Below are 16958 nucleotides of genomic sequence, written 5' to 3'. Positions count from 1 at the left end.
GGGGCGCAACCACTTCGGAGGTGGTCACCACCCGACGCGCGCTGCGGGGATTTCGACTCGGGTCCTCGCTACGCTCGGTCCCGGCTCAATCACCAAAAGCGGTCCCGGCTCGATCACCAAAAGTGGTGGTCCCGGCTCGATCACCAGAAGTGGTCCCGGCTCAGTCACCAACTGATGGTTGACGAATCCGACGACAGAACGGGCGGGGCAAGCGAATCGCTTGCCCCGCCCGTTCTCGTCAGTGGAGGTGATCAGCCGTTGGTCGGCGCGAAGGCTCCGTCGAGGATCTCCTGCTGCTCGACGGCATGCACCTTGCTGGAGCCCGACGACGGTGCCGACATCGGACGACGCGACAGGCGACGCAGACCCTTGAGCAGATCCGGCAGCAGCTCGGGCAGCCACAGACCCAGGAACGGCCACGGACCCTGGTTGGCCGGCTCTTCCTGGACCCACACGAAGTCGGTGGCGTTCGGGTACTGCTCGAGGGTGGCGCGCAGACGACGGTGCGGCACCGGGTACAGCTGCTCGACGCGGACCACCGCGATGTCCTCGCGGCCCTCCTTCTCACGCCGCGCATCCAGCTCGTAGTACAGCTTGCCGCTGACCAGGAGCACACGCTTGACCTTGTCGCGGTTGCCGGTGCCCTTCTCGAAGCTCGGGTCGTCGATGACCGACCGGAACTTGTCGTCGGTGAAGTCCGACAGCGGGCTGACCGCGGCCTTGTTGCGCAGCATCGACTTCGGGGTGAAGACGATCAGCGGGCGGCTGATGCCGTCGAGCACGTGGCGACGCAGCAGATGGAAGTAGCTGGCCGGGGTGGACGGCAGGGCAACGGTCATCGAACCCTCGGCGCACAGCTGCAGGAACCGCTCGATACGGCCCGAGGTGTGGTCGGGGCCCTGGCCTTCGTGGCCGTGCGGCAGCAGCAGCACCACGTCGGAGAGCTGGCCCCACTTGGCCTCACCGGAGCTGATGAACTCGTCGATCACCGACTGTGCGCCGTTGACGAAGTCACCGAACTGGCCTTCCCAGAGCACCAGCGCGTCGGGGTTGCCCACCGAGTAGCCGTACTCGAAGCCGACCACCGCGTACTCGCTGAGCGGCGAGTCGTACACGCGGAACCGGCCCATCGACTCCTCGTCGCCGTCGATCGGCTTGAGGTGGTTGAGCGGGGTGTACTCCGACCCGTTGTCCCGGTCGATCAGGACCGAGTGACGCTGGGTGAAGGTGCCACGACGCGAGTCCTGACCGGACAGGCGCACGGTGCGGCCTTCGAGGACCAGCGAACCGAAGGCGAGCAGCTCGGCGAACGCCCAGTCGACGCCACCCTCGCGCGACATCTCCAGACGGCGCTTGAGGACCGGCTTGACGCGGGAGTGCGGGGTGAAGCCCTCCGGGGTGTTGCCGAATGCGTTGCCGATGGTCTCCAGCACGGTCTTGTCGACGGCGGTGACCAGTTTGGTCGGCAGCGCCTGGTCGGCCTCGACCGACTCGCTGGGCTCCGGATGGTACTTCTCGAGTTCCTTGACCTCGTTGAACACCCGCTCCAGCTGGCCCTGGTAGTCGCGCAGGGCGTCCTCGGCCTCCTTGGTGGAGATGTCACCACGACCGATCAGGGCCTCGGTGTAGGACTTGCGGACACCGCGCTTGGTGTCGATCACGTCGTACATCGCCGGCTGGGTCATCGACGGGTCGTCGCCCTCGTTGTGTCCGCGGCGGCGGAAGCAGACGAGGTCGATCACGACGTCCTTGCGGAAGGCCTCGCGGTAGTCGACGGCGAGCTTGGCGGCCCAGACACAGGCCTCCGGGTCGTCGCCGTTGACGTGGAAGATCGGCGCACCGATCATCTTCGCGACGTCGGTGCAGTACTCGGTGGAGCGCGAGTGCTCCGGGGCGGTGGTGAAGCCGACCTGGTTGTTCACCACGATGTGCACGGTGCCGCCGGTGCGGTAGCCGGGCAGCATCGCCATGTTCAGGGTCTCGGCCACCACGCCCTGGCCGGCGAATGCGGCGTCGCCGTGCAGCATCAGCGCGAGGATCTTGAACTGATCCTCCTCGTCGAGCAGGTCCTGCTTGGCGCGGACCAGGCCCTCGAGCACCGGGTCGACGGCCTCGAGGTGGCTCGGGTTGGCGGTCAGCGACACGTTGATCTCGTTGTCGCCGAACATCTGGTAGTACTTGCCCTCGGCGCCGAGGTGGTACTTCACGTCACCCGAACCGTGCGCCTGCGACGGGTTCAGGTTGCCCTCGAACTCGGTGAAGATCTTCGAGTACGGCTTGCCGACGATGTTGGCCAGCACGTTCAGGCGGCCGCGGTGCGGCATGCCGATGACGACCTCGTGCAGCTTGTGCTCGGCACCCTGGTCGATCACCGCGTCCATCATCGGGATGACCGACTCGGCACCCTCGAGCGAGAAACGCTTCTGGCCGACGTACTTGGTCTGCAGGAAGGTCTCGAACGCCTCGGCGGCATTCAGCTTGCTCAGGATGTACTTCTGCTCGGCCACCGGCGGTTTGACGTGCTTGATCTCGACCCGCTCCTGCAGCCACTTCTGCTGCTCGGGCTCGAGGATGTGGGTGTACTCCACACCGACATGGCGGCAGTAGGCGTCGCGCAGGATCGACAGGACGTCGCGCAGCTTCATCTTGTCCTGGCCGTGGAAGCCGCCGACGTTGAAGGTGCGGTCGAGGTCCCACAGGGTCAGACCGTAGGTGAGGACGTCGAGGTCGGGATGGCTCTTGCGCGCATCGCTGTCCATCATCAGCGGGTCGATATCGGCCATCAGGTGACCGCGGCTGCGGTAGGCGGCGATCAGCTCGAGCACGCGGGTCGACTTGTCGACCAGCCCGGCGGGGACGTCCCGGCGCCAGCGGACCGGCTCGTAGGGGACGTGGAAGGCGGTGAAGATCTCGTCGTAGAACGCGTCGTCGAGCAGCAGGTGGTGGATCGTGCGCAGGAAGTCGCCCGACTCCGCACCCTGGATGACCCGGTGATCGTAGGTCGAGGTGAGCGTCATCAGCTTGCCCACGCCCAGCTCGGCGAGCTGCTCGTCGCTGGCGCCCTGGAACTCGGCCGGGTACTCCATCGCACCGGCGCCGATGATCGCGCCCTGGCCCTTCATCAGGCGGGGCACCGAGTGCACGGTGCCGATGGTGCCCGGGTTGGTCAGCGAGACGGTGACACCGGCGAAGTCCTCGGCGGTGAGCTTGCCGTCACGCGCACGACGCACGATGTCCTGGTAGGCGGTGTAGAACTCCGCGAAGCCCATCGACTCGCAGCCCTTGATGGCGGCGACGACGAGGGTGCGGTTGCCGTCCTTGCCGACCAGGTCGATGGCCAGACCGAGGTTGGTGTGGGCCGGGGTGACCACATTGGGCTTGCCGTCGACCTCGGCGAAGTGACGGTTCATGTTCGGGAACGACTTGATCGCCTGGACGATCGCGTACCCGAGGATGTGGGTGAAGCTGATCTTGCCGCCACGCGTGCGCGACAGGTGGTTGTTCACCACGATGCGGTTGTCGATCATCAGCTTGGCCGGGACCGCGCGCACGCTGGTCGCGGTCGGGATCTGCAGCGACAGCGCCATGTTCTTGGCGATCGCGGCGGCCGGTCCGCGGAGGACCACCTTGGTGTCCTCGGTGGCGGCGGGGGTGGCCGCGGGGGCCTTCGCCTTGGCGGTCTGTGAACGGGCGGAGCCGTCGCGGCTGGCGACGCTCTGGCCGGAGGCGGCCTTGGTGGCCGACGACTCGCGGGCCGGGGCCTTGCGGGTGGCGGTGTGCGGGGCGGGGCCCTGATCGAGGGTCACCGGGCGAGACTTCTTCGGCTCGGCAGGGGTGGACGGGGTGGTGGACGGCTGGGCGCCGTTGGTGTTCGCCGCGGGGGCGGGGGCCGCACCCGGTGCGGTGGCGCCGCTGCCGCCGGGCTTGTAGCTCTTCAGGAGGTCATGCCAACTCGGATCCACCGAGTTCGGATCCTTCAAATACTGCTGGTACATTTCCTCGACCAGCCATTCGTTTTGCCCGAAGTCGGTTTCGGATGTCGAACTGCTCACAGCGGTTTCTCGCCTCAATTCCCTCTGGTGCCGGGTCGCCAACTCACGCCGAAAGTCTCTTGTGGAGACAAGTCGTGAACCACCTGAAGATGGTACGCGTCCGGCGTCTGGTCCGTGGCGGGCAGTCCTCCCAGCCGTCCACTGCGATGGAGATCACTGCGCGCCACGCCGCCGGCGCGGGTGTCGAGGCCGCCGACCACCTCATCGGGTGACGTCCTCGGCGCACGACCGACCGCCCGTACCGGGATCGACACCTGCATCCCAGAACGCGCGGTACCTTCCACCCAACGTGATGAGCTCGTCATGTGTTCCCGACTCCACGATCCGCCCGTCGTCGACCACCATGATCCGGTCGGCGCGAGCCGCGGTGGCCAGCCGATGGGCGACGATCACCGAGGTGCGGCGGCGGGTCACCGCGGCGCCTGCGGCCAGCACCGTCGCCTCGGTCGCCTGGTCGAGTGTGGCGGTGGCCTCGTCGAGCAGCAGCAGGTCGGGTTCGACGAGTTCGGCGCGGGCCAGTGCGATCAGCTGCCGCTGCCCGGAGGACAGGCCCTGTCCGCGTTCACCGACCGGATGGCGCATACCGCCGTCGAGTCCGGCGATCATGGAGACGGCCCCGACCGACGCCGCCGCGGCCGTGATCGCGTCGCGGTCGGCGTCGGGCCGGCCATAGGCGATGTTGTCGGCGACCGTTCCGGTGAACAGATGCGGCTCCTGCGGCACCAGGCCGATGTGGCGGCGATACCCCTCGAGAGTCAGGTCACGGATGTCGGTGCCGTCCATCCGCACCGACCCGGTGGTGGGGTCGTAGAAGCGGGCGAGGAGCTTCACGATGGTCGACTTGCCCGCGCCGGTCCGACCGACCAGGGCCAGGGACGTGCCGGGCGCGATGTGCAGATCCACCCCGGACAGCGCGTCTCGTGCCGCGCCGGAGTAGCGGAAACCGACATCGTCGAGTTCGGCGTCGCCGAGGAACCGGGCGGCGCCGGGATCACGGGCGTCGGGGCGCTCACGCACGGTGGTCTCGGTGCGCAGCAGATCGGCGATCCGACGCAGACCGACCGCGGCCTGCTGATAGCCGTCGAACACCTGCGACAACTGCTGGACCGGCCCGAACAGCAGCGTCAGGTACAGCAGGAAGGCGATCAGCGTGCCCGCCGACAACGAGCCCTGTGCGATCTGGTGGGCGCCGACGGCGATCGCGGCCGCGGCCGCGAGGTCGCTCATCAGGGTGATGAACGGGAAGTAGACCGAGATCGCGCGCTGGGAGGTCATCCGGGCGGCCACCCAGTCGCGGGTGCGTGCGGTGAACCGGTGCTGGGCGACGTCGGTGTTGTCGTAGGCCTGGGTGGTCTTGAGTCCGGCGATGTTCTCCTGGAAGTCGGCGTTGACGGTGCTGATCAGTTCCCGCGAGCGCGTGTAGGCGCGTGCGGCGATCCGCCGGAAGACCACGGTGGCGGCGATCATGATCGGGAACACCGGTAACACCAGCACCCCGAGATCGGTGCTGGTCACCAGCAGAGCTGCGGTGACGCCGACCAGGGTGAGCACCGCGACGATGGCCGTCGACAGCCCGGTCTGCAGGAATGTCGAGAGTGCGTCGACGTCGGTGGTCATGCGGGTCATGATGCGACCGGACAGCTCCCGCTCGTAGAAGTCGAGCCCGAGTCGTTGCAGATGGGCGTAGCTGCGGATCCGCAGGCCGAACAGCACCCGTTCACCGGCCCGCGTCGAGTAGAGCGTCATCAGCGCGGTGGCCACCCAGCCGACGGCGACGGTCACCAGACCGATCCCGGTGGCGACGAGCAGGGTGCGTTCGTCGGAGCGGGTGGCCGCGTCGATGACCGTACGTGCCAGCCCCGGGAACACCAGTCCGGTGAGGGTGTCCACGGTGATCGCCACGATCGCCACCGCCATCAGCAGACGCACCGGACGCAGCAGCGCCCACAGCGAGAACCGGGGGTTGTCGGCGCGCATCGCGGCGACGTCGACCTGCGGGTCCTCGTCGGCGGGGGGCAGCGCCTCGACCGCGGCGAGCAGCCGGGGGGTGGCCGGCATCGAACCGAGCGCACCCGAGACCCCGCCGCCGCGTCCGCCACGCGCACCGCCCGGCCCACCGGCGGGTGCCGGGGTGCTCGGTGAGACACGTTCGGGGGCGTCGGGCGCCTCGTCGGGCCACAGCGCGCGTTCGAGTTCGGCGGTCGGTGCCAGGATGACCGGCACCTGTGGCTGTTCCGGGCGGCTCGGTGAGAGCAATGCCCGGAACTGCGGGCAGCGCTCGTCGAGTTCGGCGACGGTACCGATGTCGACCAGCCGTCCCTCGTCGAGGACGGCGACACGGTCGGCGAGCATCAGCGTCGACCGGCGGTGCGCCAGCACCAGCATGGTCGGGCGCGCCCGGTCGGCCCCGTTCTCGCCGGTCGTCGCCGGGCCGCGGGCGCGCAGCCCGCGCAGGATGCGCCCCTCGGTGGCGGCGTCCACGGCCGACGTGGCGTCGTCGAGGACCAGCACACGCGGGCGGGCGTAGAGGGCGCGGGCCAGCGCGATCCGCTGCCGTTGCCCACCGGACAGGGTCAGGCCGCGTTCGCCGACGACGGTGTCGAAACCGTCGGGTAGCGCCTCGATGAACTCCAGGGCATCGGCGGCGTCGGCGGCTGCTCGCAATCGGGGATCGGCGACGGCGGTGCCCGGTGCGCGGGGTTCGCCGAGGGTGATGTTGATCGCGATGGTGTCGGAGTAGAGGAACGGCTCGTCGAACACCACACTCACCGCCTCACGCAGGGCGGCAGGGGAGAGTTCGGCGAGGGGATGTCTTGCCGGCGAGCCGGTTTCGTCGGATACGGGTTCGATCAGGGCGATCTGTCCGGAATCGGGGCGCCGATACCGGACCACCAGGTCGGCCAGGGTCGACTTGCCCGATCCGGGTGGTCCGACCACGGCCACGCATTCACCCGGCGCGATCTGCAGGTCGATCCCGTCGAGCACGGTGCGCCCGTCGTGGGCGAAGACGACATCGGTCAGGTCCACTCCGAGCGGCCCGTCGGGGAGGGTGCCGGTGGCGGTCTCGTCCGGGTCGGCCGGTGCGTCGATGACGTCGTAGACACGCTCGACGGCGGCCCGGGCCAGCTGGGCGCTGACCACGAGGTTGGTCAGCAGCCGGGCCAACGCGGTCATCGACGTGACATAGGTGGCGAAGGCCAGGAAGGTGCCCGCGGTGATGGTCCCGTGCAGGGTCAGGTACCCGCCGACGGCGATCACCGCCACCATCCCGAGCTGGGGGATGGCGGCCATCGTGGGGGTGAACCGGGCATTGATCTTCCCGGCGCGCAGGCGTTTGCCGAACAGGTCGCGTCCGAGCCCGACGAGCTCGTCGACCGCGCGGGACTCCTGGCCGAAGCCCTTGACCACGCGGACACCGGTGACGGTCTCCTCGACGTGCTGGGCGACGTCGGCCGCGGCCTGCTGGGCCGACCAGGTGGCGGCGAACAGCCGACGACGGTTGCGCACCACCGACAATGCGACCAGCGGCAGGATCGCCAGCGCGATCAGGGTGAGCAGCGGTGACAGGTAGGCCATGATGCCCAGGGCGATCACCACCTGCACCGCGGCACCCGCCGACAACGGGACCATCGCCAGCAGGCCCTGCACGATCTGCAGGTCCGAGATCGAGCGGGACACGATCTGACCGGTGCGGATCTGTCCCTGGCCGGCGCCGTCGAGATGCAGAATCGTGTCCAACAGTCGCAGGCGCAGCGAGTTCTGCACCTCCACCGACAACCGGCCCGCGGTGAGCCGTCGGCCGAACTGACACACGTAGCGCACCACCGCGAGCCCGATCAGCAGCGCGACGATCACCGAGATGGTCAGCCCGGTGGTCGCCACGGACGGATGGGTCGCCCGGTCGAGGGCGGCCTTGGACAGCAGGGGTGCCACCAGGTCGACGGCCACCGCGATCAGAGTGACCGTCAGGGTGATCACCACCAGCCTGCGATGGTGCAGGCAGTCTGCGGTGAGCCGGCGCAGCCAGCCGGTGGCCGGTGGTGCGGTGTCGCCGTCGGGGTCGCGGGCGACTCGGACCTCGGCGGTCCGGGTGTCCGGAAGCGACCGGGTCACTTCTTCCCGGTCGGCAGCCCCGGTTCGGTGATCACGGAGCCGTCGATCGTCCAGAACGCGGGGGCCGGGCCGAACGCCTCACGGGCATTGGCGATGACCCGCTTGCCCAACGCGCGGTTGCCGACGCCACCGATCACCGCCCCGATACCGGCCGGGAGCACGCGGCCGATCAGCAGCGGGGCGCGCTTGAACGCGTACTTCTTGGCGACCCGATTGATCAGTGTCCGGTTGAGCGAGGTGAACGAGCCGCCGGGCACCGACGCACCGCCGAGCCGGCGCAGTGCGCCACCCTGGGTGCCGACCACCCGGCCGAGCCGCGCCAGACCCTCCTCGCCGAGCGCGACGGTGAGCACCAGCGTCTTGCGCCGTTCCACCTCGTGCACACCGATGCCGTGCACCTCGGCGACGGCCAGCGCGAGCAGCGCCGACGCCTCCAGGAACAGGGCGGTCTCGCCGGTCACCGCGCCGAGGGCGGTGATGGTCCCGACGCCGGGGACGGCGGCGGTGGCGCCGACCGCACTGCCCGAGCCGGTGACCGTGGTGAGATACCGCTTCTCGAGTCGGGTGATGATCTGTGCGGGGGATTCGGCGGGGTACTTCTCGCGCAGCGAGCGCACGTACTTGGCGACGGCGGGCGCCTGCAGGCGCTGCGCCTTGTCCAGGAGGTTGCCGGTGACCACGACCGTCTTCGACGGCGGGGCGTCGGATTGCCGAGCGTTCATGCGGTGGGTACCCAGTTCTGTGCGGGCACGACTTCGGCGGGTCGTGGCGGGGGTGGGGGTGTGCCGTCGCCGAACGGCGAACCGCCGAGCTCCTCACGGTGATGCGGGGTCAGCCAGTTGCGTAGGTCCGGGCCCTGCGGGACGACGCCGGTCGGATTGATGTCGCGGTGGACGATGTAATAGTGCTGCTTGATCTGGGCGAAGTCGGTGGTGTCGCCGAAGCCCGGGGTCTGGAACAGGTCACGCGCATAGGCCCACAGCACCGGCATCTCCGACAGCTTCGTGCGGTTGCACTTGAAGTGCCCGTGGTAGACCGGGTCGAAGCGGGCCAGGGTGGTGAACAGCCGGATGTCGGCCTCGGTGATGGTGTCGCCCACCAGATAACGCCGGGTCGAGAGTCGTTCGGAGAGTTCGTCGAGTTTGGTGAACAGCCGGACGTAGGCCGAGTCGTAGGCGTCCTGGCTGCCGGCGAATCCGCAGCGGTACACCCCGTTGTTGACCTCGGTGTAGATGCCCTTGGCCACCTCGTCGATCTCGGCGCGCAGGTGCTCGGGGTAGAGCTCGGGGGCGCCGGGCCGGTGGAACTCGGTCCATTCCAGCTCGAAGTCGACGGTGATCTGCGGGAAGTCGTTGGTGACCACCTCGCCGGTGGCGACCTCGACGACCGCCGGGACGGTGATGCCCTTGGGATAGCCGGGGAACCGCTTCTCGTAGGCGTCCTTGAGGCGGGGGATGCCCAGGACCGGGTCGACGCCACCCGGGTCGAGGTCGAATGTCCACGAGTCGGCGTCGTGGGTGGGTCCGCACAGGCCCAGTGAGATGGCGTCCTCGAGGCCGAGCAGGCGGCGCACGATCAGCGTGCGGTTGGCCCAGGGGCAGGCGCGGGCGGCCACGAGACGGTAGCGGCCCGCCTCGACGGGGTAGCCGTCGCGGCCGTCGCGGGTGATCCGCGTGGTGATGTACTTCGTGTCGCGCACGAACTCCTGGCCACCGGTGACGTAGATGCCCTGGCCGGTGGGGTTCTCGTCGGGGGTGCTGGTGTCTTGGGCCATGTGTTCCACAGTAATGAAGGAATACGACACGTGGCCGGATCCGTCGGGCCACTTGGCCGGACCTCCTCGGAGCGGTATATTCCACATGGAATATTTCGTACGGGGCAGTGTGGGAGGACGCGTGAGCAAGCGACCGTTGGCACCGATGGCGATCCTGGTCCTCGGGCTCGTCGGGGAACGTCCGATGCATCCGTACGAGATGGTCCAGACCACCCTCGAACGCAAGGAGGACCGACTCGCACGGTTCCGCCCGGGGACGCTCTATCACGCCGTCGATCGCCTCGCCGCCGACGGACTGATCGAGGTCCACGAGATCCAGCGCGAGGGCAACCGGCCCGAACGCACCGTCTACACCATCACCGAGGCCGGTACCGAGGCCCTCGCCGAGGCCCTCGAACTGATCCTGGGGCGCCACCCCGTCGAGTATCCCGAGCTCTATCTCGCCCTGGCCGAGTCGCATTCGCTGCCGCGCAGTCGCGTCATCGAACTGCTCTCGGCGCGCCTGGACGCCATGCGCACCGATCTCGACGACTGCGTCGATGCGCTGGAAATCGTTCGGGCACAGGGAAAACCGGAGATGTTCTTCCTCGACGGCGGCTGTCGGGTCGCCACCCTGCGCGCACAGATCGAGTGGGTGGAGGACCTGCTCATCCGACTGCGCGAGGGCACCATCGAGTGGCTCGACGATCCCGGTTCGCCGTACTCCCACCCACATTCGTCTTCCGAGGCCGATCGGCCCGCGAACCAGAAAGCCTTGAACCCATGACCATGCCCACCTTTGCGCCGGTCACCAACCGGCCCTGGTTGTCGCTCATGGCGTTGTGCGTCGGATTCTTCATGATCCTCGTCGACGTGACCATCGTCGCCGTTGCGCAACCCCAGATCCAGGTGGCCCTGCACACCGACGTCAACGGCGTCGTCTGGGTCACCAGTGCCTACCTGCTGACCTACGCCGTCCCCCTGCTGATCACCGGTCGCCTCGGCGACAAGTTCGGACCCAAGCGCGTCTACCAGGTGGGCCTGCTGGTCTTCACCGCGGCGAGCGTCTGGTGCGGATTCTCCACGAGCATCGGCGAACTCATCGCCGCCCGCGCCTTCCAGGGTGTCGGCGCGGCCCTGATCACGCCGCAGACCATGGCACTGATCACCCGCATCTTCCCGCCGGAGAAGCGTGGCGCGGCGATGGGTGTGTGGGGCACCGTCGCCGGCGTGGCGACCCTGGTCGGCCCGCTGCTCGGTGGCATCCTCACCGACTCCCTGGGATGGGAGTGGATCTTCTTCGTGAACCTGCCGGTCGGCATCATCGGCCTGGTCCTGGCCGCCACGCTGGTTCCCGACGTCGAGACCCACGACCACAGCTTCGACTGGATCGGCGTCATCCTGTCGGCGGTCGGCCTGTTCGCCCTCGTCTTCGGCATCCAGGAAGGCGAGACCTACAACTGGTCCGGCGGGATCTGGGCGCTGATCGTCGGCGGTCTGGCCGTGATGATCCTGTTCATCTACTGGCAGTCCAGGATTCGCACCGAACCGCTGGTGCCGCTGTCGTTGTTCCGCGACCGCAACTTCACCCTGTCCAACGTGGGCATCGCCTCGATGGGCTTCGCGATCTCCGGACTGATGATCCCCACCATGTTCTTCCTGCAGCTGGTGGGCGGGATGTCGCCGACCCGCTCGGCGTTGATGATGGTCCCGCAGGCCCTGCTCACCGGCATCCTGGCGCCGATCATCGGTCGTCTACTCGACCGCACCCACCCGAGTGCGATCATCGCCAGCTCGCTCCTGCTGCAAGGGATCTCGGTGGGGTGGCTCGGCCTCATCACCCGTCCCGAGACCCCGGTCTGGGAACTGATCATCCCGCTGTGTCTGATGGGTGTCTCGTCGGCGGGTATCTGGGCGCCGCTGGCGGCCACCGCCACCCGCAACCTGCCCTGGTATCAGGCCGGCGCCGGTGCCGGTGTCTACAACACCACCCGGATGATCGGATCGGTGATCGGCGCGGCCGCGGTCGGCGCGATCATGCAGACCCGTCTGGCCGCCGAACTGCCCGGCGTGGACACCACCGAGCACTCCGACACCGTCGGCCGGCTGCCGGCGATCATCCGCGAACCGTTCGCCACCGCGCTGGGACAGTCCCTGTACCTGCCCGCGCTGGTGCTTCTCGTCGGTGCGGTCGCCACCCTGTTCCTCAAGCGGCCCCCGCATCAGGCGACGCCGTCGGGTGCGGCGGCCCGGATCGCCGAGGGCGAGGTCGAGGAGGCCGGGGCCGCCTGAACCGTGTGACCTCGCAGACCCGTGTGCCCCCGGACCGCCGTCCGGGGGCACACCGGTATCCGGGTGCTGCCGGGCCCCGATGGGCCCGAGTGGCCGACACCGCGTGGATGCCTCCGCGGAACTGTCGGGGCGAGATCGTACCGTTATGGGCATGCGCATCCTGCACACCTCCGACTGGCATCTCGGCCGTACCTTCCACGGCGTCGAGTTGCTCGCCGATCAGCGTCGCGCGCTCGGCCACCTCGCCGAGATCGTCGCCGCGGAGTCGGTGGACGTGGTGGTGGTGGCCGGTGACATCTACGACCGGTCGGTGCCGTCGGCCGACGCGGTGACCGTCTACGACGAGGGGCTGGCCGCCATCGCGGCCGCCGGGGCCACCCTCGTGGTGACCTCGGGCAACCACGATTCGCCCACCCGTCTCGGCGCGGGCTCGGCATTCGCCGCCGCCGGCGGCCTGCATCTGCGCACCACGATCGCCGGGATCGACCGGCCGGTGATGCTCGCCGACGAGTACGGCGAGGTGGCCTTCTACGGCATCCCGTACCTCGAGCCGGAGACCGCCCGACGCGAACTCGGCGTCGCCGACGCCCGCGGTCATCAGGGCGTACTCGACGCGGCGATGGCACGTATCCGCGCCGACCTCGCCGAACGTCAGGTGCGGTCGGTGGTCTCCGCACATGCCTTCGTGGTGGGTGGGGAGGCCACCGGATCGGAACGGTCGATCAGCGTCGGTGGAGTGGAAACCGTTGGTGCCGAGACCTTCTCCGGGGTCGACTACACCGCCCTGGGGCATCTGCACTCGCCGCAGCAGGTCACCGAGGCGGTCCGCTACAGCGGCTCACCGCTGCCGTACTCCTTCGGTGAGCGCTCGCACCACAAGGCGGTGTGGATCGTCGATCTCGACGCCGACGGGCTCGCGGAGGTCCGCAGGCACGACCTGCCGGAGGTGCGGGGACTGAGCGCGGTGTCGGGGACCCTCGACGACCTGCTCACCGACGCCGCATACGCAGACGCCGAGGAACACTACGTGGAGGCCACCCTCACCGATGCGGTGCGGCCGCTCGACGCGATGCGCCGGCTGCGGGAGCGCTTCCCGTATGCGGTCCACGTGCGTTGGGAGCGGCCCGAGACCACCGAACGCACCGACTACTCGTCACGGGTGCGGGGGCGGACCGATTCCGAGATCATCGCGTCCTTCATCACCGATGTGCGCGACGACCCGTCCCGCGCCGAGCGGGCACTGATCGAGCAGGCGCTGCGCGCGGTGGTCGGTGAGCCGGAGGTGGCCATCGCCGACTCCGGCGAGCAGGGTGCACTGTTCGAGCTCGAACTGCCCGCGGCGGAGTCGGCGTGAGGCTGCATCGCCTGCGGATGCAGGCGTTCGGGCCCTTTGCCGACGAGCAGGTCGTCGACTTCGACGACCTCGGCACCGACGGACTGTTCCTGCTGCACGGGCAGACCGGTGCGGGAAAGACGACGGTGCTCGACGCGGTGGCCTTCGCCCTGTTCGGGCGGGTGCCCGGAGCTCGTGACACCAACCGGCGTCTCCACTCCGATCATGCTCCGGCAGAGCAGGTCCCGGAGGTGGAGCTGGAGGCCACGATCGGTGGCCGCAGGATGCGTATCGTCCGTTCGCCCGAGTATCAGCGGCCCAAGAAGCGGGGGACCGGCACCACCAAGGTCCAGGCACACGGCACCCTCGTCTGGGTCGACGGGTCCGGTCCCGATCTGACCCGCCTGCCCGAGATCGGTGAGGCCGTCACCCGGTTGCTCGGGATGAGCGCCGACCAGTTCTTCCAGGTGGTCTTGCTGCCGCAGGGGGAGTTCGCCCGGTTCCTGCGTGCCACCTCCGACGAGCGGGAACAGTTGCTGGAGCGGCTGTTCGACACCGAACGTTTCGGTGACATCGAGGAGTGGCTGCGGGAGCGGGCACGGCGCAGTGCGGCGAAGCTCGACGAGAAGGCCGGCACGCTCGACCGTATCGCCGGTCAGATCACCGGTGTCAGCGGTGCCGAGACCCCTGCCGAGCCGGATCTCGACTGGGCGCAGCAGTGTCTGGAGGTCGCCCGCGACCAGGCCGACGCCGCTCAGAAGGCCGCCGCTGCCGCCACCGCCGACCTCGATCGCGCGCGCACCGCCCATCAGGACGGGATGCGGACGGTCGATCTGCGTCGGCGTGGCGTCGACGCCGCTGCCCGACTCACCAAGCTCGATGCCGGCAAGGACGAACTCGAGAAGGTCACCACGGCATTGGCCGCCGCTCGGCGGGCGGCGACGATCCTGCCGGTCGCCGATGACCACCTCCGTGCGCAGAAGGCCGCGACCGCAGCCCATTCCGCCTGCGCCGATGCGCTGGCCGCGCTCACCGCCCTCGACGACGGGGCTGCGGTCTGCGGCGCCCGGAGCGCCGGTGACGAGGTTTCCGACGCCGGAGATCTCGACACCGCCCTCGATACGGCGGTCAGCCGCTGGACGGGGGAGTCGGCCCGCTGGGAACCGTTGGCGCAGCGGATGTCGCGCCGTCCGGGGCAGATCGCCGAGATCGAACGTCTCGACGCCGCGATCGGGGCCGCCGGCCGTCGGCTCGACGAGCTCGATGCGGCGCTGGCCGACGCCCCGGCGCGCCGCGAGACCGCCGTCGCGGCGCTGACCGCCGCGCTCGACGCCCGCTCGGAGGTCACCAGGCTCCGTGAACAGCACGAGCGGCTCACCACCATCGGGAAGGCCGTCACCAGTCGGGATGCCCTGGTCGCAGAGATCACCGCAGCCGAGACCGCGGTCGCCGAGGCCCGTGACGCCCACGCCGCGGCACGCGATCACCGCCAGGATCTCCGCGAACGTCGGCTGACGGGGATGGCCGCCGAACTCGCCGCCGAACTGACCGACGGTCAACCGTGTGTGGTGTGCGGTTCCGTTGCCCACCCGGCGCCCGCCTCGCGCACCGACGACGCGGTGATCGCCGAATCCGCAGAGCGGGCGGCCGGGGCCGCCGAAGACCGCGCGGCCGAGCACCGGCGTCGCGCCGAGTCCGAACTCGCCGTTCTCACCGAACGGCGCACCCACGTCCTGGCGATCGCCGGTGAGGCATCCCGGGACGAGGTCGTCACCGAATTCACTAGGGTCGCCCGCGAACTGGGTGAGGCCGAACGGCTGGTCGCCCAGATCGCCCAGCGCGAGAACGCGGTGGCCGCCGTCGACACCGAGGTCGAGTCGTGGCGCACCGAACACAGCCGGGTCGCCGCGGAGCGGTCGGGCACGATGGAACGTCACACGGCCCTCCGGACGGCCGTCGACGAGCTCGACGCCGAGGTCACCGAGGCGACGGGTGGATCGATGGACATCGCGGCACGCCGCACCGAACTCGCCGAACTGTGCACGCGCGCCAAGGCATTGCGCGAGGCACGACGCGAGGCATCGGCGTGGACGCGCCGTCGCGACGAGATCGCCGCCAACCTCGGTGACCTGTGTATCGCACAGGGATTCCCGGACGTGGGTGCTGCCCGCGCGGCATCTGCGGCACCCAAGCAGATCGTCGCGTGGGAGGACATGCTCACCCGTGCGGCCCAGATGCGCGCCGCGGCGCGCGAGACGCTCACCGATCCGGCCGTCGTCGCCGCGATGGATTCCGAACCCGTTGACGTCGAGAGTCTTTCGTCCAGGCTCGCCGACGCCCAGACGAGGCACGAGCAGGCCGCCCGGGTGCATGCGATCGCCGGGGAACGACTGCACGGACTGGAGGGTGTGGTCGCCGAGTTCTGGGCTGCACTGGACGCCATCGCACCGCTGCGCGCCAAACACGCCGAGGTGTCGGGGTTGGCCGAACTGTTCGCCGGTCGCGGCCAGAACGCGCGCAAGATGTCCTTGCATGCCTATGTACTCGCCGCACGCCTCGAAGAAGTGCTGGTGGCCGCATCGGCGCGGCTGCGTCAGATGTCGGCCGGCCGTTACGAGTTCGTCCACTCCGATGCCGTCGGACCGCGCGGCCGGCGGGGCGGACTCGGTATCGAGGTGCGCGACGAGTACACCGGTGCGGTGCGGGCCACCACCACGCTGTCGGGTGGCGAGACCTTCTATGCCTCCCTTGCGCTGGCACTCGGCCTCGCCGACGTGGTGTCGGCGGAATCCGGCGGGCGCGTACTCGACACCATCTTCATCGACGAGGGCTTCGGCACGCTCGATCCGGAGGCCCTCGACGAGGTGATGGGTGTCCTCGACGAACTGCGCTCCGGCGGACGTGTGGTCGGCGTCGTCAGCCACGTCGACGAGCTCCGCGCACGTATCCCGTCGCAGCTGCACGTGCTGCGCGGGGAGAGCGGCTCGACCATCCAGGTGGAGTCCGCGGCGGCAGTGGGGTAGCGGCCCGGCGAGAGGCCGCGAAACGCCGTGACCAGCCGACTTGGGATCGTGGCACTCCGTACGCTAATGTTGTGCTCGCCCAATGAGCCCCCGTAGCTCAGGGGATAGAGCGTCTGCCTCCGGAGCAGAAGGCCGCAGGTTCGAATCCTGCCGGGGGCACAGTTCGTTCTCTACAGATCCCAGGTCGTCAGACCTGGGATTTCTGTTCTCTCGACTCAGGTGCGGATTGACAGATCGAGCCGGGGCGGGGTGGTGGCCACGTCTGAGGTGGTGACGCTCCTGAGTCCGGCTGTGTGGGGTTTCGACACGCCTCGTCGCTACGCTCCTCATCGGCTCAACCATCCACTAGGCATTGATGATTGAGCGGTGACCCCATCGCTGATTGAGCCGGG

At 69.2% G+C, this 16958-nt stretch carries 9 protein-coding genes and 1 tRNA gene; 6 read left to right on the top strand and 4 right to left on the bottom strand.

Going from position 1 to position 16958, the window contains the following annotated elements; translation table 11 throughout:
• Window positions 1-251: 251 nt before the first annotated feature.
• Complete coding sequence (locus tag GD1_RS08940; protein ID WP_244882605.1) at window positions 252-3995, bottom strand: multifunctional oxoglutarate decarboxylase/oxoglutarate dehydrogenase thiamine pyrophosphate-binding subunit/dihydrolipoyllysine-residue succinyltransferase subunit; 3744 nt, start codon at window positions 3993-3995, stop codon at window positions 252-254.
• Window positions 3996-4126: 131 nt separating this feature from the next.
• On the opposite strand from GD1_RS08940, the gene GD1_RS24670 reads away from it, so the two are divergent.
• The gene (locus GD1_RS24670) at window positions 4127-4264 is read left to right on the top strand and encodes a hypothetical protein (protein ID WP_020794214.1); all 138 of its coding nucleotides are present in this window, start codon (window positions 4127-4129) and stop codon (window positions 4262-4264) included.
• Here the strand turns inward: GD1_RS24670 and GD1_RS08935 are convergent.
• The 3 genes from GD1_RS08935 to GD1_RS08925 are packed head-to-tail and all read right to left on the bottom strand — an operon-like array spanning window position 4254 to window position 9939.
• Entirely contained in the window at window positions 4254-8165 is a 3912-nt protein-coding gene (locus tag GD1_RS08935; RefSeq protein WP_059036766.1) for an ABC transporter ATP-binding protein, read from the bottom strand. The two genes, GD1_RS24670 and GD1_RS08935, sit on opposite strands and share 11 nt — an antisense overlap.
• Window positions 8162-8887, bottom strand: a complete 726-nt coding sequence (locus GD1_RS08930; protein ID WP_053777996.1) for a hypothetical protein — start codon at window positions 8885-8887, stop codon at window positions 8162-8164. Before GD1_RS08930 ends, GD1_RS08935 begins: the two co-directional genes overlap by 4 nt.
• On the bottom strand, window positions 8884-9939 hold the full coding sequence (locus tag GD1_RS08925; RefSeq protein WP_053777995.1) for a glutathione S-transferase family protein: 1056 nt from the start codon (window positions 9937-9939) through the stop codon (window positions 8884-8886). Before GD1_RS08925 ends, GD1_RS08930 begins: the two co-directional genes overlap by 4 nt.
• Before the next feature lie 85 nt (window positions 9940-10024).
• On the opposite strand from GD1_RS08925, the gene GD1_RS08920 reads away from it, so the two are divergent.
• The 5 genes from GD1_RS08920 to GD1_RS08900 all read left to right on the top strand — a co-directional run bounded on the left by GD1_RS08920 (window position 10025) and on the right by GD1_RS08900 (window position 16725).
• The gene (locus GD1_RS08920; RefSeq protein WP_053777994.1) at window positions 10025-10705 is read left to right on the top strand and encodes a PadR family transcriptional regulator; all 681 of its coding nucleotides are present in this window, start codon (window positions 10025-10027) and stop codon (window positions 10703-10705) included.
• Window positions 10702-12210 (top strand): MFS transporter, encoded by a 1509-nt coding sequence (locus tag GD1_RS08915; RefSeq protein ID WP_053777993.1) that lies wholly within the window; start codon window positions 10702-10704, stop codon window positions 12208-12210. The genes GD1_RS08920 and GD1_RS08915 overlap by 4 nt, the downstream gene beginning before the upstream one ends.
• A gap of 151 nt (window positions 12211-12361) precedes the next feature.
• Window positions 12362-13564, top strand: a complete 1203-nt coding sequence (locus tag GD1_RS08910; protein ID WP_059036767.1) for an exonuclease SbcCD subunit D — start codon at window positions 12362-12364, stop codon at window positions 13562-13564.
• The gene (locus GD1_RS08905; RefSeq protein ID WP_059036765.1) at window positions 13561-16566 is read left to right on the top strand and encodes an AAA family ATPase; all 3006 of its coding nucleotides are present in this window, start codon (window positions 13561-13563) and stop codon (window positions 16564-16566) included. Before GD1_RS08910 ends, GD1_RS08905 begins: the two co-directional genes overlap by 4 nt.
• A gap of 86 nt (window positions 16567-16652) precedes the next feature.
• Window positions 16653-16725: transfer RNA gene (locus tag GD1_RS08900), tRNA-Arg, on the top strand.
• Window positions 16726-16958 lie beyond the last annotated feature (233 nt).

It is taken from the genome of Gordonia desulfuricans NBRC 100010 (genome assembly GCF_001485495.1).
Taxonomy (GTDB): domain Bacteria; phylum Actinomycetota; class Actinomycetes; order Mycobacteriales; family Mycobacteriaceae; genus Gordonia; species Gordonia desulfuricans.
This window is presented reverse-complemented; position numbering and strand designations above follow the sequence as displayed.